This is a genomic window from Bradyrhizobium manausense (genome assembly GCF_018129685.1).
Classification (GTDB): Bacteria; Pseudomonadota; Alphaproteobacteria; order Rhizobiales; family Xanthobacteraceae; genus Bradyrhizobium; species Bradyrhizobium manausense_D.
On the sequence record NZ_JAFCLG010000008.1, the window covers coordinates 122110 to 146766 of the forward strand.

General features: G+C 64.3%; 21 protein-coding genes and 1 pseudogene. 12 read left to right on the forward strand and 10 right to left on the reverse strand.

Going from position 1 to position 24657, the window contains the following annotated elements; translation table 11 throughout:
- Positions 1 to 185 precede the first annotated feature (185 nt).
- Both JQ621_RS20305 and JQ621_RS20310 read right to left on the reverse strand, forming a co-directional pair.
- Positions 186 to 2780, reverse strand: coding sequence for a CHAT domain-containing tetratricopeptide repeat protein (locus JQ621_RS20305; protein WP_212236444.1), 2595 nt, complete (start codon positions 2778 to 2780; stop codon positions 186 to 188).
- Positions 2781 to 2842: 62 nt separating this feature from the next.
- A complete protein-coding gene (locus JQ621_RS20310) occupies positions 2843 to 3604 on the reverse strand; it encodes a HugZ family pyridoxamine 5'-phosphate oxidase (RefSeq protein WP_212236445.1) in 762 nt (253 codons plus the stop codon).
- Positions 3605 to 3844: 240 nt separating this feature from the next.
- Between JQ621_RS20310 and JQ621_RS20315 the strand changes: the two genes are divergently transcribed.
- The 5 genes and pseudogenes from JQ621_RS20315 (at position 3845) to JQ621_RS20335 (ending at position 7927) form a co-directional block, all read left to right on the forward strand.
- Entirely contained in the window at positions 3845 to 4546 is a 702-nt protein-coding gene (locus tag JQ621_RS20315; RefSeq protein ID WP_027535781.1) for a response regulator transcription factor, read from the forward strand.
- Between the two features lie 192 nt (positions 4547 to 4738).
- Positions 4739 to 6529, forward strand: a complete 1791-nt coding sequence (locus tag JQ621_RS20320; protein WP_212236446.1) for a sensor histidine kinase — start codon at positions 4739 to 4741, stop codon at positions 6527 to 6529.
- A gap of 26 nt (positions 6530 to 6555) precedes the next feature.
- Positions 6556 to 7023: pseudogene (locus JQ621_RS20325) on the forward strand (HPr kinase/phosphorylase).
- 188 nt (positions 7024 to 7211) lie between these two features.
- Positions 7212 to 7613, forward strand: a complete 402-nt coding sequence (locus JQ621_RS20330; protein WP_007597752.1) for a PTS sugar transporter subunit IIA — start codon at positions 7212 to 7214, stop codon at positions 7611 to 7613.
- Positions 7610 to 7927: an HPr family phosphocarrier protein gene (locus JQ621_RS20335; RefSeq protein WP_212236447.1), complete on the forward strand. Its 318-nt coding sequence runs from the start codon at positions 7610 to 7612 to the stop codon at positions 7925 to 7927. The genes JQ621_RS20330 and JQ621_RS20335 overlap by 4 nt, the downstream gene beginning before the upstream one ends.
- Before the next feature lie 9 nt (positions 7928 to 7936).
- Here the strand turns inward: JQ621_RS20335 and JQ621_RS20340 are convergent, their stop codons facing one another.
- Positions 7937 to 9562, reverse strand: coding sequence for a glycosyltransferase family 39 protein (locus JQ621_RS20340; RefSeq protein WP_212236448.1), 1626 nt, complete (start codon positions 9560 to 9562; stop codon positions 7937 to 7939).
- 113 nt (positions 9563 to 9675) lie between these two features.
- On the opposite strand from JQ621_RS20340, the gene lepA reads away from it, so the two are divergent.
- Positions 9676 to 11487, forward strand: a complete 1812-nt coding sequence (lepA, locus tag JQ621_RS20345; RefSeq protein ID WP_212236449.1) for a translation elongation factor 4 — start codon at positions 9676 to 9678, stop codon at positions 11485 to 11487.
- A 198-nt stretch (positions 11488 to 11685) separates the two neighbouring features.
- Here lepA and JQ621_RS20350 read toward each other — a convergent pair whose 3' ends face one another.
- Positions 11686 to 12375 carry an aspartate/glutamate racemase family protein gene (locus JQ621_RS20350; protein ID WP_212236450.1) on the reverse strand — a complete coding sequence of 230 codons (690 nt, stop codon included), beginning with the start codon at positions 12373 to 12375 and terminating at the stop codon, positions 11686 to 11688.
- Positions 12376 to 12416: 41 nt separating this feature from the next.
- Complete coding sequence (locus JQ621_RS20355) at positions 12417 to 13442, reverse strand: tetratricopeptide repeat protein (protein ID WP_212236451.1); 1026 nt, start codon at positions 13440 to 13442, stop codon at positions 12417 to 12419.
- A gap of 365 nt (positions 13443 to 13807) precedes the next feature.
- Between JQ621_RS20355 and JQ621_RS20360 the strand changes: the two genes are divergently transcribed.
- The gene (locus JQ621_RS20360) at positions 13808 to 14053 is read left to right on the forward strand and encodes a hypothetical protein (protein WP_212236452.1); all 246 of its coding nucleotides are present in this window, start codon (positions 13808 to 13810) and stop codon (positions 14051 to 14053) included.
- Between the two features lie 93 nt (positions 14054 to 14146).
- On the opposite strand, the gene JQ621_RS20365 is transcribed toward JQ621_RS20360, so the two are convergent.
- Positions 14147 to 14503 carry an Ig-like domain-containing protein gene (locus JQ621_RS20365; protein WP_249125413.1) on the reverse strand — a complete coding sequence of 119 codons (357 nt, stop codon included), beginning with the start codon at positions 14501 to 14503 and terminating at the stop codon, positions 14147 to 14149.
- Positions 14504 to 14769: 266 nt separating this feature from the next.
- Here JQ621_RS20365 and JQ621_RS20370 point away from each other — a divergent pair, with 266 nt between their 5' ends.
- Positions 14770 to 14937, forward strand: a complete 168-nt coding sequence (locus JQ621_RS20370; RefSeq protein WP_212236453.1) for a hypothetical protein — start codon at positions 14770 to 14772, stop codon at positions 14935 to 14937.
- A gap of 134 nt (positions 14938 to 15071) precedes the next feature.
- Here JQ621_RS20370 and JQ621_RS20375 read toward each other — a convergent pair whose 3' ends face one another.
- Both JQ621_RS20375 and JQ621_RS20380 read right to left on the reverse strand, forming a co-directional pair.
- On the reverse strand, positions 15072 to 16034 hold the full coding sequence (locus tag JQ621_RS20375; RefSeq protein ID WP_212236454.1) for a tetratricopeptide repeat protein: 963 nt from the start codon (positions 16032 to 16034) through the stop codon (positions 15072 to 15074).
- A gap of 154 nt (positions 16035 to 16188) precedes the next feature.
- On the reverse strand, positions 16189 to 17214 hold the full coding sequence (locus JQ621_RS20380; RefSeq protein ID WP_212236455.1) for a serine hydrolase domain-containing protein: 1026 nt from the start codon (positions 17212 to 17214) through the stop codon (positions 16189 to 16191).
- 210 nt (positions 17215 to 17424) lie between these two features.
- Between JQ621_RS20380 and plsY the strand changes: the two genes are divergently transcribed.
- Positions 17425 to 18093: a glycerol-3-phosphate 1-O-acyltransferase PlsY gene (plsY, locus tag JQ621_RS20385; protein WP_212236456.1), complete on the forward strand. Its 669-nt coding sequence runs from the start codon at positions 17425 to 17427 to the stop codon at positions 18091 to 18093.
- Between the two features lie 5 nt (positions 18094 to 18098).
- Here plsY and JQ621_RS20390 read toward each other — a convergent pair whose 3' ends face one another.
- Together JQ621_RS20390 and JQ621_RS20395 are read right to left on the reverse strand one after the other, a co-directional pair.
- Positions 18099 to 18845: a hypothetical protein gene (locus tag JQ621_RS20390; RefSeq protein ID WP_212236457.1), complete on the reverse strand. Its 747-nt coding sequence runs from the start codon at positions 18843 to 18845 to the stop codon at positions 18099 to 18101.
- A 31-nt stretch (positions 18846 to 18876) separates the two neighbouring features.
- Positions 18877 to 20490, reverse strand: coding sequence for an amidase family protein (locus tag JQ621_RS20395; protein ID WP_212236458.1), 1614 nt, complete (start codon positions 20488 to 20490; stop codon positions 18877 to 18879).
- A 162-nt stretch (positions 20491 to 20652) separates the two neighbouring features.
- Here JQ621_RS20395 and JQ621_RS20400 point away from each other — a divergent pair, with 162 nt between their 5' ends.
- The 3 genes from JQ621_RS20400 (at position 20653) to JQ621_RS20410 (ending at position 24610) form a co-directional block, all read left to right on the forward strand.
- Entirely contained in the window at positions 20653 to 21807 is a 1155-nt protein-coding gene (locus tag JQ621_RS20400; RefSeq protein WP_212236459.1) for an acyl-CoA dehydrogenase family protein, read from the forward strand.
- 201 nt (positions 21808 to 22008) lie between these two features.
- On the forward strand, positions 22009 to 23973 hold the full coding sequence (locus JQ621_RS20405; RefSeq protein WP_212236460.1) for a methyl-accepting chemotaxis protein: 1965 nt from the start codon (positions 22009 to 22011) through the stop codon (positions 23971 to 23973).
- A 112-nt stretch (positions 23974 to 24085) separates the two neighbouring features.
- Complete coding sequence (locus JQ621_RS20410; protein WP_212236461.1) at positions 24086 to 24610, forward strand: hypothetical protein; 525 nt, start codon at positions 24086 to 24088, stop codon at positions 24608 to 24610.
- Positions 24611 to 24657 lie beyond the last annotated feature (47 nt).

A 24657-nucleotide genomic window follows, 5' to 3' on the forward strand; every position in this document is an offset into this window, starting at 1 on the left:
CCTAATATCGGTGAACGCCGACGTTGCCAAGCTGATCCCTTCGGATTTGGTTTATTCAAGGACCGCGCCAAACGCTGCGCATGTCGGCTCTGATGAAGCGCATCAAAAACCGCGGATGATCGCGCAACCAAACGCCGGTTTCAGCGTTGTGAGATGTTTGCGACGCACAAATCCTGCGTGGCGGTTTATCGTACCGCACCTTCGCCGATCAGTGCGAACGCCCCCCACATTGCGGGGTACGCATTCCGCGGCGACGAGGTGTCATCAACATACGTTAACATCGCGCGCCGAAGAGCTTCGGCTCTACCCATTTGTGGTTCGTTTTTGAGCAAATCGAAAGTCGAAGTGGTCAAGCGGGTGGCAGCTTCCGAATCGACTGCCCAATGGGACACCAGCAGCGCGCGTGCGCCGGCATAAAAGAAGGCGCGGGCCAATCCCGACAAGGCTTCGGCGCCGGGCTTGTCGCCAGCGATCGTATTGCAGGCCGATAGCACGACCCAATCCGCATTGAGCTTGAGCTGGGCGACTTCGCTCGCCGTGAGCAGGCCGTCGTCGAGTTCGGAGGGCTGATCGGGAATCGAAAGCGCGAGCGACGGCTCGCCCACGCCCTTGATGTCACCCGCGACGAGGCCGTGGGTCGCAAAGTAGATGATGCTGTATTGAGCAAGCGGTGCGCGCTTGAGCGTCGCTTCGCTGGCATCGCGGCCGAGATGGATATCAGCGTCGGCCGCGCCGACATCTTTCGCGACGGCGTTCAACTCATCCGCAGTGTCGGGAAGTTGCGGCAGCGCCTGCGCGAGCCGCGCGCGATCGACTCCCGCGCCGCGCCAGAAATCGGTATAGGCCGATGTCACGATGCTGCGCGCGGCAACCCTGCCGCTCGCTGCGCGGCGGTCGGACGGACCTTCCTGCGCGGGGTTGAACACGGGATCGCCAAAGCCAGTCATCGGCTTGACGCCCTCGTCCCTGCGCGCAAAGCTACGCAGCGATTTCAGGCTGACCACCGACGGCAGCACCGAGACCGCCTGGCGCCGCAACAGCCAGGCAGCGCTCCGATATCCGTCGAACGTATCCGGGATCGCGGCTTGCGGAGTCTCCGTGACAAGCAGATGGAACGGCAGCGCGGTCAGCGCGCCCGAAGGCACCGTGAGCAGGCTGCGCTTGTCCTTGGTCAGTGCATCCACCGGGCCGAGCAGCGTGACATAGAGCTCTTTGGCGAGCGCAAGGTCGAACAGACCTGATTTGCCCGAGCCGTCGCGCGCCTTGCCGACATCCAGCCCCTTGCGGAACGCAGTAACCTTCTGCGCCAGCGCATCTGCGCCAAGCGGAATCTCCTTCCAGTCCGCGCCTTCGCGCGTGATCGCGATGACATAGCTGCGCTGGTCGACGACGGAATAGACCACCATGGCCTCATCCGCCGACAGCAGCGGCTGCACGTCCTTGACCGCGAGCGGCAATGGATTGGAGAGCGAAGCGTAGTCGGGGAATTCGACAGCGAGCGTCTTCTGCAAACCGGCACGCTCACTTGCGATCGCCGCGATCCTGGCGCGACTGCGCTGCTCGGAGGCGGTATCGCGCTGCGCCGATGTCTTCGTCACGGCCGAGATGATCGCCTTGTCGAGCGCCTCGGATTCAGCGGCAAGATCCTGATCCTTGCGCACCAGTTCGGCGAGCCGGTCGGTGCCGGCGGCGAGCCGCACCGCGAGCTTGTTCACGGCCGATGCGGCGGACGATTGCGTGCCGCGCTGGATCGCGGCGAGCGCCTCGTCCAGCGCCTTGTCACCGGGCAGCAAGGATTGCTGGCGCGCGGCGAACAGGATCGGCAGCACCACCCGCAGCTGCGCGCGATCGCCCGCAAGCGTCTTTTCCGCCAACGGCAACGCGTCCGCGGTTCGCCCGGACACATAAAGGAAATGGGCGAGATTGCTGGTGGAGGTCGCGACGTCGGGATGATCCGGGCCCAGCGCCTTCTCGCGAATGGCGAGCGCGCGGCGATAGAGCGGTTCGGCGTCGGCATAACGCTGCTGGTGCTCGTAGAGACCGGCAAGATTGTTGAGTGAACGCGCGACGTCGGGATGATCGGCCCCCAAAACTTTCTCGCGGATTGCCAGCGAGCGCTTGATCGGGGCTTCGGCATCGCCGTCGCGGCCAATATCGCGATAGACCTGACCGAGATTGTTCAGGAGTGTCGCGACGGCGGGGTGCTCGGGACCGCCGACTTTCTGGAAGATGGCAAGCGCACGCTGGAACAGCGGCTCGGCCTCGACAAAGTGCTCCTGCTTCACATAGAGCGTGGCGAGATTGTTGAGAGACTGGCCGACGTCGGGGTGCTCGCGCGACAGCGCCTTCTCGCGGATGGCGAGCGCGCGCTTGAACAGCGGTTCGGCCTCGGTGAAGCGGCCCTGCCGCTGATCGAGCGCGGCGAGATTGTTCAGTACCGGTGCGATCTCGACGCTGTCGAGGCCAGTGCCCTTCTCCATCAGCGCGATGGCGTGCTTGTAGATTGGCTCGGCCAGATCGTCGTGGCCCTGGTCGGAATAGATCTGCGCGAGGTTGTTGAGCGCGGCGGCAAGATCGCGGTTGTTATTGGTCTTCTCGAGCGACGTCACCATGGCCTGCGCCAGCGGCAGTGCCTTGGCATATTTCCCGGCGGTTCTGAGCGCATTGATGCGCGCGCTCTGCGCCGCAAGACCGCCCGTCTCGGCAAGGCCGGGGGTGGCAAGCGATGCGGTGATCGCAAGCGCCAGGCCTGCGACCAATGCCAAACGACGACGCGTCATGAACCCCTCGCTGCCACTCCGGACCAAACACGATCTTGGGTCGCAGCGATGGGGCGCGGCGTTCAATGGGCCGCGGCTGGTCCAGGGCTCTCGCCAGTTTTTGCCCGCGCTTCGCCGACCAGGCGGACCAGAATCTTGCGGAGCGCCGTGCCGCTCGTGACCCGCTCCGGAAAATCCAGTCTCAGCGTGGCCTGACCGTCCTGCATATCGAGGCCCTCGGGGTCGCAGCCCGTGCAGCGCCAGTCGCCCTCTGCCGCACCCAGCAGCCTCGTTGCATAAAGGCTCATGGCCTCGCGGTGGTCGGCATTCATGTGCTCGACGGCCCCCTCCTCCGCCGCCAGCAGGTCTTCGGCCCCGGCGAGGTCCGTGAGGAACTGCTCCGGCCTGAGATCGACGATCCGGCCAAAGCCGGCGACCAGATGGGTTCCCGTGGGACGGACCTGAAAGAACGAAAAATCCTTAAATGAGACAAAGGCTTCCGCCGAAGGATGGGCATTGAGATACCGCCGCTGGAGCAGATCCTTCTGATCGTTGGCCTCCTCGGCACGGCCGGACAGCATGATCCGGGCACCCTCCAGCGGATCACCGGCGGCGCGCTCGTCCAGCATCAGGGAGACCCTGTTGTCGGCGAGGATATTCCTGGTGTGAACGGCCAGGCGCGAGATCAGCAGGATCGGCGAGCCGTCGGGATGGCTCGCCAGATTGACCAGGGAACAATAGGGATCGCCGCTATCAGGCATGAGGGTTGCGAGCGCGCCCTGCCGCGACCGCCTGAGCAGCGATTTGGCGAGCTTTCCGGGGTCGAAATCAGAGGTCGGTTGCATGGGCTTTCTCGGCTCGGGTGGTTGCAAGATAGGCCTTTTTTCGGGTAAACGAGGGCCCGGTTATGGGTCGGTATGCGGCGAATCCGCCGTGTTTCGTGGAACTTGGTCACACTTCAGCCCAGCTTGCATTGCTCGGTGACAAGGTTCGAACGCCAAATTCGGCACCCATGTATGCGGCGCATCACTGGATTGCTCGCCGTTTAAGCCACGACCCAAACGGAAAGCAGAAAGCAGAGGCTCATGCCCACAATCGCTTTGGTCGACGACGACCGCAACATTCTCACTTCCGTCTCGATCGCGCTGGAAGCCGAAGGCTACCGCATCATGACTTACACCGACGGCGCCTCCGCGCTTGACGGTTTCCGCACCACCCAACCCGATCTCGCCATCCTCGACATCAAGATGCCGCGCATGGACGGCATGGAGACGCTGCGTCGCCTCAGGCAGAAGTCCGACCTGCCGGTGATCTTCCTGACCTCCAAGGATGAAGAGATCGACGAGCTGTTCGGCCTCAAGATGGGCGCGGACGATTTCATCCGCAAACCGTTCTCGCAGCGCCTCCTGGTCGAACGCGTCAAGGCGGTGCTGCGCCGCTCGGCCCCAAAGGATCCGACCGTCGCACCGAAGGAGAACGACGCCAAGGCGCTCGACCGCGGCCTGCTGCGCATGGATCCGGAAAGGCATACCTGCACCTGGAAGAACGAGCCTGTGACGCTGACGGTCACCGAATTCCTGATCCTCCAGGCGCTGGCGACACGGCCCGGCGTGGTCAAGAGCCGCAACGCGCTGATGGACGCCGCCTATGACGACCAAGTCTATGTCGACGACCGCACCATCGACAGCCACATCAAGCGACTGCGCAAGAAGTTCAAGGTGGTCGACAACGATTTCGAGATGATCGAGACGCTCTACGGCGTCGGCTACCGATTCAAGGAAGCCTGAGGCGCGAGGCGCCACACCAGACGAGGGCTGCGCCGGTTCTGATTCCATCAGAACCGGGCATGCCCCGAAGCGTATTGGCGCTTCAGGTTATTGTTTGAGCGTGATCTTTCGGAAAACCGCTCCACACTTTTCCGGATCATGCTCTAGGATGCGGTGACCGTCGCACGAGCTGTCCTAACGCGGGCATGAGCATTGCTTGACCGAACGCAGCCTGATTCGAGTTCGAACGCCGAGGAGATTTCATCCCACGGCGCCTCGGATCATGAGGACAAGCCGGTTGCGAAAGGCTGGGGTCCGCTGAACTGGCTCAAGCGCGCCGGGCAGTTTTTCTTCGCGCTGTCCTTCTCCAGCCTGACCCGCCGCATCGTCTCGCTCAACCTCGCGGGCCTCGTCGCGCTGGTGGCGAGCATCCTGTACCTGTCGCAGTTCCGCGCCGGCCTGATCGATGCGCGCGCGCAGAGCCTCTTGGTACAGGCCGAGATCATCGCTGGCGCGATCGGCGCCTCCGCGACGGTGCAGACCAACGCCATCACCGTCGACCCCGAGCGGCTGCTCGACCTGAAACTGGGCGAGAGCTACGGCGGAATCGACGATTCGCTGGATTTTCCGATCAATCCGGAACGCGTCGCGCCGGTGTTGAGCACGCTGATCTCGCCAACCAAGACCCGCGCGCGGATTTTCGATCCCAACGGGAGCGTCCTGCTCGACAGCCGTGATCTCGATAGCGTGCGGGGCATTCCGCTGCCGCCGCTGTCGGAAAAGCCGGGCCTCGTCGAGCGCGCGATGGTCGCGGTGCGCACCTGGCTGAACCGCGGCGACTTGCCGCTCTATCGCGAGCTCGGGCGCGAGAACGGCAATGGTTACGTGGAAGTCGCCGACGCGCTGCAGGGCCAGAAGCGCTCGATGGTGCGGGTCAATTCGCACGGCGAGGTGATCGTCTCGGTTGCCGTTCCCGTGCAGCGCTCGCGCGCCATTCATGGCGCGCTGATGCTGTCGACCCAGGGCGACGAGATCGACCAGATGGTCACGGCCGAGCGTCTGGCGATCCTCAAGGTCGGCGGCGTCGCCGCAGCCGTCATGATCATGCTGTCGCTGCTGCTCGCGAGCACGATTGCTGGCCCCGTACGCCGGCTCGCCGACAGCGCCGAGCGGGTCCGCCGCCGCATCAAGACCCGCGTCGAGATCCCCGACTTCACCCGCCGGCGCGACGAGATCGGTCACCTCTCCGGCGCACTGCGCGACATGACCAACGCGCTCTACAAGCGGATCGAGGCGATCGAGATGTTCGCCGCCGACGTTGCCCATGAGCTGAAGAACCCGCTGACCTCGCTGCGCTCCGCGGTCGAGACGTTGCCGCTGGCGCGCAACGAGACCAGCCGCGCCCGCCTGCTCGAGGTGATCGAGCACGACGTCAAGCGCCTCGACCGGTTGATCTCCGATATCTCCGATGCGAGCCGGCTCGATGCCGAATTGCAGCGGCAGGATGCGGTCCCGGTCGATCTCAGGCGGCTGCTGGGCACGCTGGTCGGGGTCGCCAATGAAACAAAGCTCGGCCACGACGTCTCCGTCGAGGCGCGTTTCGAGGGCCGCGGCCCGACCGATACGTTCGCCGTCACCGGCCATGATTCACGGCTCGGGCAGGTGGTCTCCAACCTGCTCTCCAACGCGCAGTCGTTCTCGGAAGCCGGAGCCAAGGTGCGCCTGACCTGCCGTCGCGTGCGCAGCGAGATCGAGATCGTGGTCGACGACGACGGCCCCGGCATCCGCGACGACGCGCTGGAGCGGATCTTCGAGCGCTTCTACACCGACCGGCCGCATCAGGGCTTTGGCCAGAACTCCGGCCTCGGCCTGTCGATCTCCAAGCAGATCGTCGATGCCCATGGTGGACGCATCTGGGCAGAAAACCGTGCTGGCCCAGCCGACGAAGACGGTGCACCGACCGTAGCCGGCGCCCGCTTCGTTGTGAGGCTGCCGGCGCTATGAGCCAAGAATGCTTGAACGAAGACCCCTTGAACGAAGGCGGGCCGAGTATTCATGCCTCCGCGGTCAAGGTCGGGGCTCGGGCCGTGCTGATCCGCGGACCGTCCGGCGCCGGCAAATCCCGCCTTGCCTTCGATTTGATCATCGCGGGGCGCTCGGGGGTGGTCGAAAGCGCCATCCTGGTCGGCGATGACCGTGTCCATCTGGCGACAGTCGGCGACGAAATTGAGGTTCGTCCCGCGCCCCTCCTGGCCGGTCTGATCGAGATTCGGGGGCTGGGAATCCGACGCTGCGACTTCGTGGAGCATGCGACGGTTGGACTCGTGGTCGACCTGGACGCGGACGACGCCGAACGCCTGCCGCCGCCAGAATCGCTAAAAACCACGATTTTCGGTGTCGCAATACCGCGAATCCCGGTCAGCCGCGGCTATTCGCCCCTCCCCTTGGTTGTCGCGGCCCTGACCACTACCAAGAGTTAACCTTCAGCTAACCCTTGAGGCGATTGTTTGAAGGGAAATGGTAACCATATCAGCCCCACACTCGCGACCGATTGACCGGCGCAGCTCCCCTTATCCATCCGTCTAGATTCCGGGAGATACGCAACATCCCCTCTTGCGCGGGGGCTCTGGATGGTCAAAGTGGCGCGTTCGTGCGGTGCACCAAAAGCGCCCGCGGGAGTTTTCCGATGATTGGTCTAGTACTTGTGACCCACGGGCGCCTTGCCGACGAATTCAAGGCAGCGCTTGAGCATGTGATGGGCCCACAAAAGCAAATCGAAGCGATTACGATCGGCGCTGAAGATGATTCCGATCTGTGCCGAAGTGACATCATCGAAGCGGTTAACCGCGTCGATTCCGGCGATGGTGTTGCGATCCTCACCGACATGTTCGGCGGCACACCGTCGAACCTTGCGATCTCCTGCATGAGCCGGCCGAAGGTCGAAGTGCTCGCAGGCATCAACCTGCCCATGCTGGTCAAGCTCGCCAAGGTACGCGAAGAGCGTCCGCTGCCGGACGCGATCGCGATGGCGCAGGAAGCCGGCCGCAAATACGTCACCATTGCCAGCCGCGTGCTCGCAGGCAAATGAGCGACGACGCGCCACAAGCCGGGGCTGGCGTGCCAGCGGGCGCGATCTCCAAAGAGCTCCTGATCATCAACAAGCGTGGCCTGCACGCGCGCGCCTCGGCGAAATTCGTCCAGGCGGTCGAGCGCTTCAACGCGCAGGTGTGGGTGACGCGCGGCGGCGAGACCGTCGGCGGCACCTCGATCATGGGCCTGATGATGCTCGCCGCTGGTCCGGGCACGACGATCACGGTCGCGGCCGCCGGCACTGACGCCGAAGCTGCCCTCACTGCGATCACCGAGCTCGTTGAAAGCAAATTCAACGAGGAAGGCGTTTAGGCCCTCCGATCATTTCGCCGGCGGCGCGATGTAGACGTTCCACGTCATCGCCGGGCCGGCCTTGCCGTGGGTGAAGCGGCGCGTCGTCATCACGACGCGCTCGGCGTTCGGGGCGATCTCCGACACCCATTTTTCGAACGCGGGCAGGCGGCCGTCGGTCGGATCGAACACGCCGATGAATCCGTACGTCTTGACATCGTCGAGCGATGACAGGCCGGAGGACCACGCCTCGTTCGGGATGAACGCAACCGGATGATCGGGGCTGTAGAACACCATCGGCTGAATCGATTCCATGGTGCCGGCAACGATCGCCCAGCGCGAGGCGAAGCGCGAATGCCAGGACTGGGTCAGCTCGCGCGCGAGCTCCGAGCGCGCGCCATAGGTCGCGGTGTTGTCCGCATTCGCCGCCATCTCGCGCGCGGCGATCCACGGCGAAGCAACCAGCGTCGCGATGCTGAGCACGAGCCAGATCGCGGTGATGTTGAACAGCACGGCGCTCTGCAGGCGCAGCGTCGGGATCGCGACCAGGGCGAGCGGCACCAGGAAGAACAGCGAGATGCCCCAATCGGTCTTCATGTAGATGCTGAAGGCGAGCGCGCCGATCGGCGGCCCGGCCGCCACGATGAGCTGGATGATCCAGACGTTCAGCGCCTGCGAAACGTCGACGCCGGGATTGGCGCCGCGCGCCCAGGCCCGCGTGACGATGCGCGCGGGTGCGCGCAGCAGCAACCTCCACCACGGCGGCACCAGCGCCATCGCCAGCGCTGCAAGCGCCACCGGCAGCGCCAGCAGCGCAGCATTGTGCAGCACATAGCCGACCACCAGCTGATGCACGAGACCGGCATCCTCGATGCTGTAGGTATCGCCGGCATAGGTCAGCGGCACGAAATTCGAATTCGCCAGCCAGACGATGTGCGGGATCATTGCAACGATCATCGTCGCGATCGCGGCCCATGGGGCGGGCGACAGCAGGAACCTCGTCCGCTCCGGATGAATCAGCGCGGCAAGGCCGATGGCGCCGATCATGGTCAGCACCCAATATTTGGTCATCAGCGCCAGCGCGCCGGCAAGACCAAGCCAGATTCCGGATTGCCAGCTACGCCTCTCGAACGCGTCGAGATAGGCGAGCACGACGAGCGGCAAGGTGACGAGCTGGAGCAGGTCGGGGTTGTACTTGAACCCCTTGAAATTGAAGATCGGATAGAGCGCGACCATCACCACGACGAGGAACGCGCGGCGTGGATCCACCACGCGCATCGCCGCCAGCCAGCAGATCACCATGCCGACGCTGACGGTCGCCATCGCCAGCGCATAGGTCGCCCAGTCCGTCGCGGGGAAAACCCTGAACCACAGCCCGGCAATCCAGCCCGACAACGGCGGATGCTTGCCGTAACCCCAGAGGAATTTCTGACCCCAGCCCCAGGCTTCTGCGACGTCCATGTGAACGTCCTGCGCTGCCTTGAGATTGATCAGGATGAGGGTCCAGATCACCGCGTGCAGGATGGCGAACTGGATCACCAGCCAGAGCCGGGCGGAGGGATCGGTCGCGTAGGCGACCAGCCAGGCCCGGAAACGGTCGAAGCTGACCCGGGTTTTTACGCGCGCGCGGCCGGCGGGGATCGAGGTCGTTGACATGACCGTTGCGTAGCGCGTTTTGGGCCGCCGTGGAATCAGCTTGGCGTGAAGAAAGGCCCTGAAATTACAGCAATATGGTTGCCGCACGGGGATGTGAGTGGTATCCCGCGCCCATGACGACCGTCCCCATTTCCAACATCCGCAATTTCTCCATCGTCGCCCATATCGACCATGGCAAATCGACGCTGGCCGACCGTCTGATCCAGATGACCGGCGGCCTCACCGACCGCGAAATGGCGGGCAAGGAGCAGGTGCTCGATTCCATGGACATCGAGCGCGAGCGCGGCATCACCATCAAGGCGCAGACGGTGCGCCTCGCCTATCACGCCAAGGACGGCAAGGATTACATCTTCAACCTGATGGACACGCCCGGCCATGTCGACTTCGCCTATGAGGTGTCGCGGTCGCTGGCGGCGTGCGAGGGTTCCCTGCTGGTGGTCGACGCCAGCCAGGGCGTCGAAGCGCAGACGCTCGCCAATGTCTACCAGGCGCTCGACAACAATCACGAGATCGTTCCGGTCCTGAACAAGGTCGACCTGCCGGCCGCAGAGCCCGAGAAGGTCAAGCAGCAGATCGAGGACGTGATCGGCATCGACGCCTCGGACGCGGTGATGATCTCGGCCAAGACCGGGCTTGGCGTTCCCGATGTGCTGGAAGCCATCGTCACCCGCCTGCCGCCGCCGAAGGGCGATCGCGACGCGACGTTGAAGGCGCTGCTGGTCGACAGCTGGTACGACGTCTATCTCGGCGTCGTCGTGCTGATCCGCGTGGTCGACGGCGTGATGAAGAAGGGCAGCCGCGTGCGCATGATGGGCACGGGCGCGGCCTACGACGTCGAGCGCGTCGGCTTCTTCACGCCGAAGATGACGCAGGTCGACGAGCTCGGCCCCGGCGAGATCGGATTCATCACCGCCGCGATCAAGGAAGTCGCCGACACCCGCGTCGGCGACACCATCACCGACGACAGGAAGCCGGTCACCGAGATGCTGCCGGGCTTCAAGCCGGCAATCCCCGTGGTGTTCTGCGGCCTGTTCCCTGTCGATGCCGACGACTTCGAGACGCTGCGCGCCGCGATGGGCAAGCTGCGGCTGAACGACGCCAGCTTCTCCTTCGAGATGGAAACCTCCGCCGCGCTCGGCTTCGGCTTCCGCTGCGGCTTCCTCGGCCTGCTGCACCTGGAGATCATCCAGGAGCGGCTGTCGCGCGAGTTCGACCTGAACCTCATCGCGACCGCGCCGAGCGTCATCTACAAGATGAAGCTCACCGACGGCAGCGAGCTCGAGATCCACAACCCGATCGACATGCCCGACGTGGTCAAGATCGCGGAGATCCAGGAGCCCTGGATCGAGGCCACGATCCTCACCCCTGACGAATATCTCGGCAGCGTCTTGAAGCTGTGCCAGGACCGCCGCGGATCGCAGAAGGAGCTCACTTACGTCGGCTCGCGCGCGATGGTGAAATACGACCTGCCGCTCAACGAAGTCGTGTTCGACTTCTACGATCGCCTCAAGTCGGTCTCCAAGGGCTACGCCTCGTTCGACTATCATCTGACCGACTACAAGCCGGCCGATCTCGTCAAGATGCAGATCCTGGTCAACAACGAACCGGTCGACGCGCTCTCGATGCTGGTGCATCGCACCCGCGCGGAAGGGCGCGGCCGCGCCATGGTCGAGAAGATGAAGGATCTGATCCCGCCGCACATGTTCCAGATCCCGATCCAGGCCGCGATCGGCGGCAAGGTGATCGCCCGCGAGACCGTGCGCGCGCTGCGCAAGGACGTCACCGCCAAGTGCTACGGCGGCGACATCACGCGTAAACGAAAACTTCTGGAGAAGCAGAAGGAAGGCAAGAAGAAGATGCGGCAGTTCGGCAAGGTCGACATTCCGCAGGAAGCTTTCATCGCCGCGCTGAAGGTGGACAGCTGAGGCTGGCGGGAGCCCGTCCCGAATGATCCCGGGCCGGGCGATCCGGTCTCGAAAACAACCCCATGCACAGTAGCCGGCGCCTTGCCGGCGCTGCGCTTTTTCGATTTTTAAGAAATCTGCTTGCTCCGTCGGGCAAAACACCTGCATAATGACATCATGGCGGGAGTGGGCGACGTACCTGCCAACACCCACCCCACCTCACCCGATCGCAAAATCGGCCGCCGTCTCGGCATGAATGGCCGTGGTGTCGAACGTCTCGACTGACGTATCGCCCGGGCCGACCAGCATCGTGATCTCGGTGCAGCCGAGGATGATGCAGTCCGCGCCGCGGGCGACGAGCGCAGCCATCACGTCCTGATAGCGGCGGCGCGAGGGCGCAGCGACGACGCCAAGGCACAGTTCATCGTAGATGATGCGGTTCACATCGGCGCGCTCATCGGCGGAAGGCACCAGGACATCGAGATCATGCGCGCGCAGGCGATCGACGTAGAAATCCTCCTCCATCGTGAACTTCGTGCCGAGCAGCCCGACCCGCCGATATCCCTTGGCCCGGATCCGCTGCGCGGTCGCGTCGCCGATGTGGATGAAGGGGATGGTCAGCCTCGAAACGATGTCCGGTGCCAGCTTGTGCATCGTGTTGGTGCACAGCACGATCGCGCGCGCGCCGGCGCTTTCGAGCCGCTGCGCGGCCTCGGCAAGGCTTGCCGCCGCCTCGGCCCAGCGGCCGGCATATTGCATCTCCTTGATGTGCTGGAAGTCGTAGGAGTACATCAACAGCGGGGCCGAATGCAGCTTGCCCATGGAATCGCGGACGCGCTCATTGATGAGCTTGTAATAGAGCGCGGTGCTCTCCCAGCTCATGCCGCCGATCAGGCCGATGGTTTGCATCCTCTTGCCTTTCGCAAACTGGCTCACGCGCTTTAGGACATTTAATCCAGTGGCCCCAACCTCTCGGCTATCTCCGAAGGCAACGGGGTGTTCGCCTTCCAATTCTCCGCCAGTCGTCGGCCCTCCATCAACTGATCCGACGACAGGAGCGCTGTGATGTGTGGCATGGCGTCAAGCGCGAGCTGCTTGCCGGTGTCGGCCGCATGACTGAGCAAGACGTAGGCAAGGACCGGATCCTTTTTGTGACCGTTAGAACCGCTCGCGTAAATGGCCGCCAGATTGGCCAGGGCAATGCCCTCGCCCTGCTCCGCAGCCCTGCGGAACAGCCGTGCAGCCTCGATCTGGTTTTGCTCCAATCCGCGCCCCGCTCCGTACAGATATGCGAGCTTGGATTGCGCCTCAGCGACGTTGCGATCGGATGCCTTGCGATACCATGCAGCGGCTTGCGCATCGTCCTGGGGGAAACCGGCCTTTCCAGCCTCGTACAGTACGCCAAGGCTGAAAGCGATCTTGCCGCCGTCCTTTTCGTCGGTCGTGCAAGGGCGGCGATGAAGTCTGCCGTCTGCAAGCTGCACGGCGAATGTGAGACGAAATCGATCAGTCGGCTTCGGCTTCATTGAAAAGAACTCCTTGCGGCGCTCCTCCGTGATCTCATTGGCAAACAAGAGCCAGGTTGCGGCGTCGAGATCCCCGTTATCGGCAGCCCGTTGAAGCCAGTCGGTCGCCCAAGCCTTGTTCTGCGCCACGCCTTCACCACGAGCATACAAGCAGCCGAGATTGTACTGAGCATCGACATCGCCATGCTGGGCAGCCTCGACCCATTGCTTGAACGCATCCGTGTAGTTTCCGGCCTTGTAGCTCGCCACGCCTTCGTCAAATCCGCACAGAGCAGCGGTCGACGAGAGCATCGATATGGCCATCACAAACAAAGCGCTCTTGGACCACCAGCGCCGGAACCGAGAGAACATCGCGTTCAATCGCACGTCCTGTCCTTTGCACGTGGAAAGGTCGTACCGGCGGCGATGAAAATGACGGCCGCCAACCAGCTTCGCTTGAAAACAGACCATGCCCCGCCCACCCGGCCAGCAAAATTCCTGCGTCAAGATAGCGCACCCCGCATGCCGATCAACGGATGGCAACGTTCAGCAGTGCGCCTTCACGGAAGAGAAGCGGATCGTGTGGCGGCAGGGCAACAAAGTCCGTCGGACACGCGAGGGCGGTCCCGCCCCCAATGTCTTGCGAGGCGCTCTCTACCAGAACCTTGGGCCGCGCATGCAATGTTATCCGCTGGCGCTACTGGCGGCGTCCGACAAACCTCATAGGCTTTCGCGGCGGCGCCATCACGCCTGCGCTACGAGCGGAATAACGCCTCTTCGCTGCGAATCTGAATGTCAGAACCGCGCATCTCGCGCGGACCCATTCGGAGGCCTTCATGATCACCTCGAAGCTGCTGCTTGCGGTCGCGCTCATATCGACAATCGGCGCCGTGTCGGCGCAATCGTTTCAGCCGTCAGCCGCGGGAAGGGAAACGACCACCAGACCCTGGACGGCGCCGGTCGGCCATCGCCAGCCGCATATATCGGACGTTCCCGCGACAACGATGGGACCGCAGGATTTCCTCGATCAGGAAGATGAGACCATCGGTCGCAAGATCAGTGGCATCTGCCGGCGGTGCTGAATGGGCCGAAGCGTGCGGCAGAATGGACAATCGACGTCTGCTTCATCCACGACGTCGTGAACCCCGGTGACCATGTCACCGGACCGCTCGCGCCTACTCGATCGTCGCATTCACGGTCATGACCGATCTGCCGGAGCCGTACGGTCCTTCTCCCTCACCATAGATCGCAAAGGTATCGCTGCCCTTGTATCCCGATGCCGCGGTGTACCGGAACGTCGTGACGTTCAGCTGCGTGAGTGTCCCGTGCGCCGGCTTCTGGGAAACGCCCGACTTGTGCATCGCTCCTGGAATTCGCATCGGAAAATTGCAGGTTTCCCCCGACCTGATGGCGAAGTAGGCCGTCATGTCGACGCCAAACGTGGACGGATTGCCGGTGACGCGGCAGTCGGAGGCAGCGACCACCGAAACCGGAATTAGGCTCAGGACAACCGCCATGGCCAACACACGCATGCTCGTCTCCTGTGAAGATGAAGTGGCAATGCGCAATTGGCGTCAGGGCACGGGATCACCAATTGATTTGGATCAACAGGATGGCCCGTGCCGACGCGGGCGGCTGACTTTCGAGACGCAGGCTGTGCGGCACATAGGCGCGCCGTCGCCTTGAAATCGCATCGCGACATGCATATGCACGAGGGGGATCGCTACTCCGGGAGCTCCAGATGGCTGGGGCAACATGCATCAAATGCGGAGGGCACGCTTTCGAACGCGGTCGTATCATGCCGCTGGGTGAACAGCACGCCGTGTCCGTTTTGCAGTGCGCTGGCTGTGGGACGGTCGCCGGAATACTGGAGTCCCAGATCTCGATCGAGAGCTTGCAAAAGCAGGTCGCAAATATCGACGCAGGCATCATGCGCATCGTCAAGGCGATGCAGGATCTGTCCTGAGCAGCTATCGACGCGGCGCCGAGAGCTCGTAATTCACGCAGTCCATCGCGATGTCGTAACTGCAACGCACCGGGCGATTTGCCGCGAAGGTTGGAAGCAAGGAGCGCATGGCGCGGATTCCAACTGCGCCGACGTCAGATCGGCCGTGCCTTCGCACGAATGGCCGCCGACCGCTCAGCCAGTTGCTGCGCATCCGCATAGCGGCCCTGGTCTTTGTAGAACGCGGCGAGGTTGTCCAGGATATCGACGAGGTCCGGATGGTCGGGACCGAGCGTCTTCTCGAACATCGCCACCGATTGCCTGTACAGTCGCTCGGCATCGGCATTGCGGCCCTGGCGCGCATAGAGCGTCGCCAGATTGTTCTGCGCCTGGGCGATGTCGGGATGGTCGGGTCCGTACGCCTTCGCGGTCACCGCGATCGATCGCTTCAGCAGCCGCTCGGCGTCGGCGTAGCGATGGAGATTGATGTAGACGTCGGCGAGGTTGCTCATCAACACCGTGGCTTCGGGATCGTCGGGGCCGTTCGCCTTCTGAAGAATGGCGAGGCCCCGCTTGAACAGCGGCTCCGACTGGTCGTAGCGCCCCTGATTGCTGTAGACCGCGGCGAGGTTGCTCAGCGCCATCACGATGGCGGGATCGTTCCGGCCGCGCGTCTTCTCGCGAATCGCGATCGACCGCTTGAGCAGCGGCTCGGCGTCCGAATAATGCCCCTCGACGCGATAGAGTTCGCCGAGATTGTTCAGCACGGTTGCGACTTCGGTCGCGTCGGGACCGAGCGTCTTCTCCCTGATCGCCAGCGCGCGCTTGTACAGCAGCTCGGCAACCGGATACTGCCCCAGATTGTAGTGGATCGTGCCGAGGTCGTTCAGCGGCATCGCGACCATGGCATCCTCGGTGCCGAACTCCTTCTCGCGAAGAGCCAGGGCCTTCTGGGCGAGCGGCAGCGCCTCGGCGTATTTGCCGGCGTTGTAGAGCTCCTTCATCTGCCGGGTAAGCGTGCCCGCTTCATCCTCTTCGGCATAAGACGGCGCGCCCAGGGAGAAGCTCAGGGCAAGGGCGGTGAGCGCAACACAGATCGACGATTTCAGGGCCTTCATCGCGCGTTCCTTCGCCGCTGATGTCGGGGATATCAGCGGTTTGGTGCGCCCGGACGCCGGACAGGTTCAATGCGGGGGCCAACAAGGTTCTCCCGGGCGACAGACAGGAGCATGCGGCGGCCGCGGCGGTCCGCTCATGGGTGCGAAGCCGCGATCAGTTCCGCAACGTCGCCGGCAGGATATAGTGATCGAGCAAGTCCAGCTCCGGCGCGACCATGTTCCTGGATTCCCGTCCCGCATTGAAGACGACGACCATGTCGAGCGAGGGGATGATGATGGTCTTCTGCGAATTGAAGCCGAGTGCAGCGGCCCATTCGATGGTGCCGCCCCTGTCCGGCGATTGCCCTATCCACCATTGATAGCCATAGCCGAACGCGGCCTTATCCGTCTTGATATGTTCGGTCGTCGATTGCTCTATCCAGGACGTCGAAACGATCTGCTTGCCGTCCCAAGCCCCGCGGTTGAGCACGAGCTGGCCGATCTTGGCCCAATCGCGCGGCCGCAGACTGAGGCCGCTCGACGACGTCGGAAGACCGCTCACCGGAGTCTTGTACCACTCCGCATCCTCGATCCCGAGGGGCGCGAAGATGTTCTCCTGAGCCAGGACATCGACACCCTTCCCGGTGACCTTCTTCAGGATGGTGCCGATCAGTTCCGTTTCGGCATTATTGTATTGGAAGGAAACGCCGGGAGCCCTCTCGAAGCCCATTCCCGCCGACATCATGAGAAGATGACGGAGCGTGATGCGATCCTTGTCGGATGCGCGCAAGCCCGCATAGTCAGGAAGATAGGACGAGATCGGCGCGTCCAGATCCTTGATCAAGCCACGGTCCATCGCGATGCCGACCAGCAGCGAGACCACGCTTTTGGTCATGGAATAGCCGTTGTGCCGCGTGGTCGGGTCGTAATTCATCTGATGCGGATAGTCGTAGTAGCGCTCGTAGACGAGCACGCCGTGCCTGATGACGACGATGTCGTCGACATTGGCGAGCTTGCCGCCGCTGATGCCCTCGTCCATCGCGCAGAGCAGCGCCGCGTTCAGCCCCTGCTTGTCCGGCGACGTGATCGCCCATCCGTCGTGGATATCCTGCGGAATGCCGCAGCCGGATGCGGTTTGGGCTTCGACGGGACTGAAGGCGACGGCACACACGGCTGCAACGACACAGGTCCATATCCGCATGTCAGGGCTCCCCACTGTTTCCCACAACGCGTGATGCAAAGATGCCGTTCCGTGTGCGGCCATTTTGCGGCGTTGCGGGCTTTGAAAGAGCCTTCATTTGAGGCAGACGCCGGCGACACCATTGCCATCGAACACCCCGAGGCCCAACGCCATGGCGGCCAGGCGAAGTCGGCGATAAATGAGTGATGACCGAACACAGGACACAAGACCATGGCATTCTGGATCGCGGGCGCGGGTGGATTGGTGATCGCCTATCTGCTCGGCGCGATACCCACAGGCTATCTCGCGGGCAAACTGCTGAAAGGCATCGACATTCGCGAGCACGGCTCCAAATCCACCGGCGCCACGAATGTCTTGCGCACCCTCGGCAAATGGCCTGCCCTGGCGGTGCTCGTTATCGACGTGCTGAAGGGCGCTGCCGCCATCTTCGTCGCCCGTGCATTCTGTCCCTGGCTCGCGACTGCACTATCCCCGACGCCGCCGGCGGCGTCGGATCTGGAAGTGTGGGTGCCGTGGATCGTGTGCCTCGCCGGCATTGCCGCGCTGCTGGGCCATGGCCGCTCGATCTGGCTGAACTTTACGGGCGGCAAATCGGCAGCGACGGGGCTCGGCGTGTTGCTGGCGATGTCGTGGCCGGTGGGGTTGGGTGCGGCGGCCGCCTTCGGCATCGTGCTGGCGCTGTCCCGCATTGTCTCGCTGAGCTCGATGCTCGCGGCATTGACCGCCATCATCCTCGTCTGCGGCTTTGCGCATCCGCTGCCTTATCGGCTCCTGGTGATCGCGGGCGGCCTTTACGTGATCATCCGCCACCGCGCCAACATCGGGCGGCTGCTCGCGGGCACGGAGCCGCGGCTCGGGCAAGGCAGCCCGGTGTCGTGAACACCCTAGTTCACCGCCGCAAGCGCGGCCGTGAAGGCGCCGAGATCGGCGCGGGCGATTTCGTCCGGCGCCCATTTGGGAAGATCGGCGAGCTCGGCGATCACGCGGGCGCGATCCTGCGGCAGCAGAAAGTCCGCCCAGACATCGCGCGTGTCGCGCAGCGTAGCCGCGACCAAGCGGGCGTTGGCGGGCTTGCTCGCGCTCTGGATCGCGGCGCAGACCGTCGACAGGATGTAGACGGCGCTGTTCCTGCGGAAGCCGGCAAATCCCTCCTCGCGGATGCGGGTCCGTTGCTCCGGCGGGAGCTCATTCCAGAACATCGGGATTGCGACTGCCTCGCGCGCCATGACGCGGATCATGAAGCCGATCGCCGTCGCGTATTGGTCGCCATACTCGGTCATGTTGCGCTGGAGCGCGACCAGGTCGGGCTGCGGCCCCGGCTTCGCACCGTAAAAGATGAAAAGCTTGTGGGTCTGATTGGCGGCGTCGAACCAGTCCGGCAGCCAGTTCATGTCGCTGCCCTCCGGAGGCGGCAACGCGGCGAAGGCCTCGAGATCGTAGATGTGGCCGAGCATGGCGGCGACATCAGGCCGGGTCAGGTCGGGCCGCCCGTCCTTTTTCGCGACCCCGTCGACATAGGCCTTGAAGGTCTTGGCGGCATCGCGCGCGGCGACCATCTCGTGGATGCCGTCCTGCGCAAAGACAGGCGAGGCGAACGCGAGCAGGACCAGGAGAATTCTGACGATCGGCATCAGAGTTGGTCGCACGCTCCGCCGCCGAGGTTCAGGCCGGCAGCGCCGGCAGGCCGGGCGGAGGCTTTCGCATCTGCGAAGCCTGCTCATAGGCGTAGGCGAGACGCAACAGCTTGTGCTCGCTCCAGGCCCGGCCCGCGAATGTGACGCCGACCGGGCAGTCCGCGTCCGTGCCGTCGGCGCCGGAGACGAGGCCTGCGGGCACCATGACGCTGGGATAGCCGGCCTTGGCCGCAATCGCTGCGCCCATCGCGGCGGGGAACAGGACGGCATCGAGCTTGTGCTGGTTCATGTAGGCGTCCATGCCGTGCGTTCTGGCCGCGAGCAGATCCATGGCGCGCGCGGATTTGTACTCGCGCTCACTCAGGTCACCTTTAGTGAGGTCGGCGGCCAGGAACAGGTCCTGGCCGAACCGCATCGCCTTGTCTCCGTGCGCGGCGTTGAACGCGATGATGTCGGACATGGTCTTGATGTCGGTATTGGTCGCCCACTCCTTCAAATACAGATTGAGACCGTATTTCAGCTCGTAGAGGAAGACGATTGGCGCGCCTCCGGGATTGCCCTTGTTGCTGCTGAGCGGATTGCGGTTGAGCACGGCCATGTTGACGCCGGGGCCGGCAATCCAGCCACGCGTCGGCATGTTGGCGCGCACGATGACGGCGCCGAGATCCTCCATCACCTTGATCGCATCAGCCATGAGCTTGGCCCCGTCGGGTGGCAGCTTGCCGAAGAAGCAATCGTTCAGGGGATCGGCGGGGTCGCTCGGCACGCCGATTCGCGCGCCCTTCATCGCATCGCGCGTAAGATCGGCGGTGTAATCGGCCGGCCTGCGCTGCCGCTGCGTGATGGGATCGCGCGGGTCAGCGGCGGCCAGCACGTTCAGCAGTATCGCCGCGTCCCGCACGGTGCGCGTCATCGGTCCCGCCGTGTCCTGGCTGTGTGCGATGGGCATGATGCCGGCGCGGCTGATCAGCCCGACGGTCGGCTTCACGGTGACGATGCCGTTGCGGCTGGCAGGATGCAGCAGCGAGCCCGAGGTCTCGGTCCCGATCGAAGCCGCGCAGAGACCGGCCGCGACAGCGACCGCCGACCCCGCGCTCGAGCCGCCCGGAGTGACGACCGGAATATCGTGATCGCCCAACAGTGCCGGCGCATAAGGGTTTTTCACCTGGCCGCCGAGCGAGGAATAGCCCGCCGGCATCTCGATCGCGAGGATGTTGGCGAACTCGGTCAAATTCGCCTTGCCGAGAATGACCGCGCCCGCCTTGCGCAACAGCTTGACGATCGTGGCATCCCGCTTGGCCCGCGCGCCCTCCAGCGCGAGCGAGCCCGCCGTGGTCGGCTGTTTGTCAAAGGTCGCGATGTTGTCCTTTACCAGGATCGGAATGCCGGCCAGCGGCCGCTTGGCCGATGGCTTGCTGCCGTCGAGCTCGCTTGCAATCGCGAGCGCGTCGGGATTGAGCGCGCGAACCGAGTTCAGCATCGGCCCGCCGCGGTCATAGGCCGCGAGGCGCGCGAGATAGGCCTTTGTGAGCGCCGTCGCCGTGACCCGTCCAACTGCCAGTGCATCGATGAGATCGCTCATCGGCGCGTCTTCAAAGCTCAGATCGGGCAAAGTAGTCGCTCTGCTGGGTGGCTTTTTCATGAGGTGCCTCTCGGGCTCAGCTGATGCGGTTACGACCTGCGATCATGCACAGCTCCTGGGCCATGACAAATATCGCAGCCAGCACTGCCCAGCTTGATCCGCCCCATCAAATGGACCACCATCGCCAACCGCTCACGGCAGAATGGGCGAGGAAACGCTGATATGGACGGAACTGTTGGAAATGATCTCGTCGCGCGGGCGCGGGCCATCGCGCCGCTGGTTGCTGATGAGGCAGACGAGATCGAGCGGACGCGGCGGCTGACGCCAGACGTCGTGAACGCGCTGATCGAGAACGGGCTCTATCGCGCGCTGCTGCCGCAAAGCCTCGGCGGATCGGAAGCACCGCCTGAGATCTTCATGCAGATGCTGGAGGAGATCGCCAAGGCCGATGCATCCACGGCCTGGTGCCTCGGCCAAAACGGCGTCTGCGCAATGATCGCGGCAGCGCTCGACCACGACAGCGCGCATGAAATTTTCAACACGGCGCCCGGCATCCTCGCCTGGGGGGCGGTGGCGCACGAAGCGCGTGCGGTCGAGGGCGGTTACCGCGTCACCGCGCGCTGGGATTTTGCCTCTGGCTCGCGGCAGGCAAGCTGGCTGGGGGCGCATGTCCGGATCGTCAATGAAGACGGCACGCCGCGAAAAACTGCCGATGGGTCGCCAGAGCTGCGCACCATCCTGTTCCCGGTCGCAAGCGCCGTAATGCACGACGTTTGGCAGGCGATCGGGCTTGCCGGCACCGGCACCGATTCCTATGAGGTGAGAGACCTCTTCATTCCCGATCGCTTCGCCGTGTTCCGGGACGTGCCGGAGGCGTTGCGCGAGCCGGGTCCGCTCTACCGGCTCCCGACCGGCTCGACCTTCAGCCTCGGCTTTGCCGCCGTCTCGCTCGGCGTCGCCCGCGCGACGCTGGATGCGGCGATTGCGCTGGCGCGCGGCAAGCATCAGTCGCTGGCGCCAAGCGCGATGCGCGACAACCCGGCGGTCCAGGGCCTGCTCGGCCGCACCGAGGGCGATCTGCGTGCCGCGCGCGCCTATCTCTATGCGACCGCGAATGCGATGTGGCGCGACCTCTCGGCGACAGGCAGCTTCAGCCCGTCGCACCGCAGCGCCGTCCGCCTCGCCGCGACCTGGACCATCCAGCAATCGGCAAAAGTGGTCGACACCGCCTATCACATGGCCGGCGCCACGGCCGTGTTCCGCAGCAATCCGTTCGAGCGACGGTTTCGTGACATGCATGCGATCGCCCAGCAGATCCAGGCGCGCGACACCCACTTTGAGGATTTCGGCAAGATGATCCTTGCCGAAAACCGCTAGCGTTGCCGCCCTGGCTGCGGCGGTTTGCCCCTGGTGATTGGCGAACGACCAATCTCTCCATGCATCTGCCGCATCGAGTCATGCAAATGCATGAGACCGACCACGTGAAAACACGGGGGCCATGCCGGGCTTGTTGTTAAGCAATTTCTGGGACCATTCCGGGCAACCAGGATCAACAGCTGGAATGCCCGGGAATTTTCGATGCTCAAGCTCAAGTCGATTGCGGCACGCCTGATTCTCACCATCGCACTCACGGTCGCGGTGGCCTGCGCCATCCTCTCCGGCTTCTCGATCACCCAGCAGCGGGCGCTGACACGGATGGCGCTCGATCAGCAGCTCAAGCTGCAATATGAGAGCGTGATCGCGGCGATCGATTACGAGGGACGTTCGGCCCTGGCGGTCTCGGCCGCGATCGCGGCGCTGCCGCCGGTCGGCGATGCCATCGTCAAGGGCGATCGCGACGGCCTCGCCGCGCTGCTCGGCGACGCCAACAAGGCGTTGAAGGCGCAGGGCATCCCGCTGATCACCTTCCAGGTCCCGCCGGCGATCTCGTTCTACCGCGTCCACGCTCCCAAGTCTTTCGGCGATGACGTCTCCTCGCGCCGCGCCACCGTGGTGGAGGCGCTCAAGACCGGCCGGCAGATCGTCGGCGTCGAGCCGGGCCGCGAGGCGCTCGGCATTTTCGGGATGACGCCGATCGTGCGGGACGGCAAGAACATCGCCAATGTCGATATCGGCGCCGCCTTCGGCAAGGAGTTCGTCGACCGCGCCAAGAAGCGCTTCGGCATCGACCTTGCGGTCTATTCCGTCGATGGCACGTCGCTGAACAAGCTGTCGTCGACTTTCGGCGAGAACGCTGTCGCCAAGCCGGACGAGCTGAAAGCCGTGATATCAGGCGCGCCGCTGCTGCGCGAGGCGGAGCTCGACGGCCATCCGGCCGAAGTCTATGTCGGTCCGATCAAGAACTACGCCGGCCAGCCGGTCGGCGTGCTCGAGATCATCAAGGACACGACCGAATACGAGGCCGCCTTCGCCGCCTCCGAACGCAACCTGATCCTCGGCACGGTCGCGATCCTCGCCGCCGCCATCCTGCTGGCGTTCCTGCTCGGGCGCGGACTGTCGCGGCCGCTCACCGCAATCACCGCGGTCATGAACCGGCTGTCGAGCGGCGACACCAGCGTCACCATTCCCGGCAGCGAGCGGGCGGACGAACTCGGCACCATGGCCAAGGCGGTCGATGTGTTCCGCGGCAACATGCTGGAGTCGGTCGCGATGCGCGAGGCGCAGGAGGCCGACAAGGCCAGGGCCGAGATCGAGAAGCAGGCGCTGCAGCGCCAGATGGCCGACCGCTTCGAGGCCGACGTCAAGGGCGTGGTCGCCGCCGTCGCCAGGGCGAGCGAGGGCATGCAGCACGTCGCCGGCGAAATCACCTCGAGCGTCAACGGCACCTCGCAGCGTGCCTCGGCCGCGGCAGCGGCATCGGAAGAGGCTTCGGCCAGCGTCAACGCGGTGGCGGCCGCGACCGAGGAGCTCGCCTCCTCCGTCACCGAGATCGGCCGTCAGGTCACCCATTCCAGCCAGGTCGCCAGCGGCGCGGTGATCAAGGCCACCGAGACCACCGAAATGGTCACGAGCCTTGCCGCCTCCGCCGAGCGCATTGGCGACGTGCTGCGGCTGATCAGCGCGATAGCGAGCCAGACCAATCTGCTGGCGCTGAACGCCACCATCGAGGCGGCCCGCGCCGGCGAGGCCGGCCGCGGCTTCGCCGTGGTCGCATCCGAGGTCAAGGAGCTGGCGAGCCAGACCGCGAAAGCGACCGACGAGATCGCAGCCCAGGTCAATGCGATCCAGGCGGCGACCGGCAATTGCGTCACCGCGATCTCCGGCATCAGCGGCACCATCCGGGAGATCAGCGGCATTGCCACCACGATCGCGGCCGCGGTCGAGGAGCAGGGCTCCGCCACGCGGGAGATCGCCCGGAGCGTGCAGCAGGCCTCCACCGGCACCACCGAGGTCTCCGCCAACGTCGCCGGCGCGAGCCACGCCGCGGACCAGTCGCGCGCGCTGGCCGGCAATGTCATGGTGGCTTCGGGCGAGCTCGGTCAGCACGCCTCGGCGCTGATGAAGAGCGTCGATATTTTCCTGGCAGGGCTTCGCGCGGCGTAAAGCGCCGCGTGGCTGGCGGTTTGATTTGAATCAAGCCCGCGACAGCAAGGCTGTTTCCGAATAGGCTGTCGATGGCCGCGCAGAAGCGCCGCCGCACAGCACGGAGATGGTCATGAAGTTCTCGAGTTCTCTGCGCACTAACATCCTCGCCGCAGCCGGCACCCTGCTCGTCACGGGCGCCGCCCAGGCCGGCCCGATGCCGACATCGGTGGCGGCGATGAAGTTAATGGTCGATCCCATCACCACCGAGGTGCGCTGGGGCTACGGCTACCGCGGTGGCTACGGCTATCGCGGCGGTTATGGTTATCGCAGCGTCGGATTGGGCTATCGTGGCGGCTATGGCTATCGCGGCGGCCTTGCCTATCGCGGCTGGGGTTACCGGGGCTATGGATATCGCGGCTATGGATATCGCGGCTATGGTTATCGCGGCTACGGCTACCGGGGCCTCGGTTACGGCGTTGCCGGCGCCGTCGTCGGCGCCGGGATCGCGAGCGCCTACTACGGAGGCTATGGCGGCTATTACGGCGGCAGCTATCCAGCCTACAGCTATCCGGCCGAAGCGTATTACGGCTATGGCGGCGGCTATCGCTCCATCGACGACTCCTGCATGCCGTCGGGCCCCTACTCCGGCTACTAGAAGCGAACCGGCGTCTCGATCAGGTCTTGCCACTCAGGTCTTGCCGC

Bases quoted from the DNA above. Each gene is read 5' to 3' on its own strand.
- JQ621_RS20305 (WP_212236444.1), bottom strand. From the start codon at position 2,780: ATGACGCGTCGTCGTTTGGCATTGGTCGCAGGCCTGGCGCTTGCGATC.
- JQ621_RS20310 (WP_212236445.1), bottom strand. From the start codon at position 3,604: ATGCAACCGACCTCTGATTTCGACCCCGGAAAGCTCGCCAAATCGCTG.
- JQ621_RS20315 (WP_027535781.1), top strand. From the start codon at position 3,845: ATGCCCACAATCGCTTTGGTCGACGACGACCGCAACATTCTCACTTCC.
- JQ621_RS20330 (WP_007597752.1), top strand. From the start codon at position 7,212: ATGATTGGTCTAGTACTTGTGACCCACGGGCGCCTTGCCGACGAATTC.
- JQ621_RS20335 (WP_212236447.1), top strand. From the start codon at position 7,610: ATGAGCGACGACGCGCCACAAGCCGGGGCTGGCGTGCCAGCGGGCGCG.
- JQ621_RS20340 (WP_212236448.1), bottom strand. From the start codon at position 9,562: ATGTCAACGACCTCGATCCCCGCCGGCCGCGCGCGCGTAAAAACCCGG.
- lepA (WP_212236449.1), top strand. From the start codon at position 9,676: ATGACGACCGTCCCCATTTCCAACATCCGCAATTTCTCCATCGTCGCC.
- JQ621_RS20350 (WP_212236450.1), bottom strand. From the start codon at position 12,375: ATGCAAACCATCGGCCTGATCGGCGGCATGAGCTGGGAGAGCACCGCG.
- JQ621_RS20355 (WP_212236451.1), bottom strand. From the start codon at position 13,442: ATGGTCTGTTTTCAAGCGAAGCTGGTTGGCGGCCGTCATTTTCATCGC.
- JQ621_RS20360 (WP_212236452.1), top strand. From the start codon at position 13,808: ATGATCACCTCGAAGCTGCTGCTTGCGGTCGCGCTCATATCGACAATC.
- JQ621_RS20365 (WP_249125413.1), bottom strand. From the start codon at position 14,503: ATGCGTGTGTTGGCCATGGCGGTTGTCCTGAGCCTAATTCCGGTTTCG.
- JQ621_RS20370 (WP_212236453.1), top strand. From the start codon at position 14,770: ATGCCGCTGGGTGAACAGCACGCCGTGTCCGTTTTGCAGTGCGCTGGC.
- JQ621_RS20375 (WP_212236454.1), bottom strand. From the start codon at position 16,034: ATGAAGGCCCTGAAATCGTCGATCTGTGTTGCGCTCACCGCCCTTGCC.
- JQ621_RS20380 (WP_212236455.1), bottom strand. From the start codon at position 17,214: ATGCGGATATGGACCTGTGTCGTTGCAGCCGTGTGTGCCGTCGCCTTC.
- plsY (WP_212236456.1), top strand. From the start codon at position 17,425: ATGGCATTCTGGATCGCGGGCGCGGGTGGATTGGTGATCGCCTATCTG.
- JQ621_RS20390 (WP_212236457.1), bottom strand. From the start codon at position 18,845: ATGCCGATCGTCAGAATTCTCCTGGTCCTGCTCGCGTTCGCCTCGCCT.
- JQ621_RS20395 (WP_212236458.1), bottom strand. From the start codon at position 20,490: ATGAAAAAGCCACCCAGCAGAGCGACTACTTTGCCCGATCTGAGCTTT.
- JQ621_RS20400 (WP_212236459.1), top strand. From the start codon at position 20,653: ATGGACGGAACTGTTGGAAATGATCTCGTCGCGCGGGCGCGGGCCATC.
- JQ621_RS20405 (WP_212236460.1), top strand. From the start codon at position 22,009: ATGCTCAAGCTCAAGTCGATTGCGGCACGCCTGATTCTCACCATCGCA.
- JQ621_RS20410 (WP_212236461.1), top strand. From the start codon at position 24,086: ATGAAGTTCTCGAGTTCTCTGCGCACTAACATCCTCGCCGCAGCCGGC.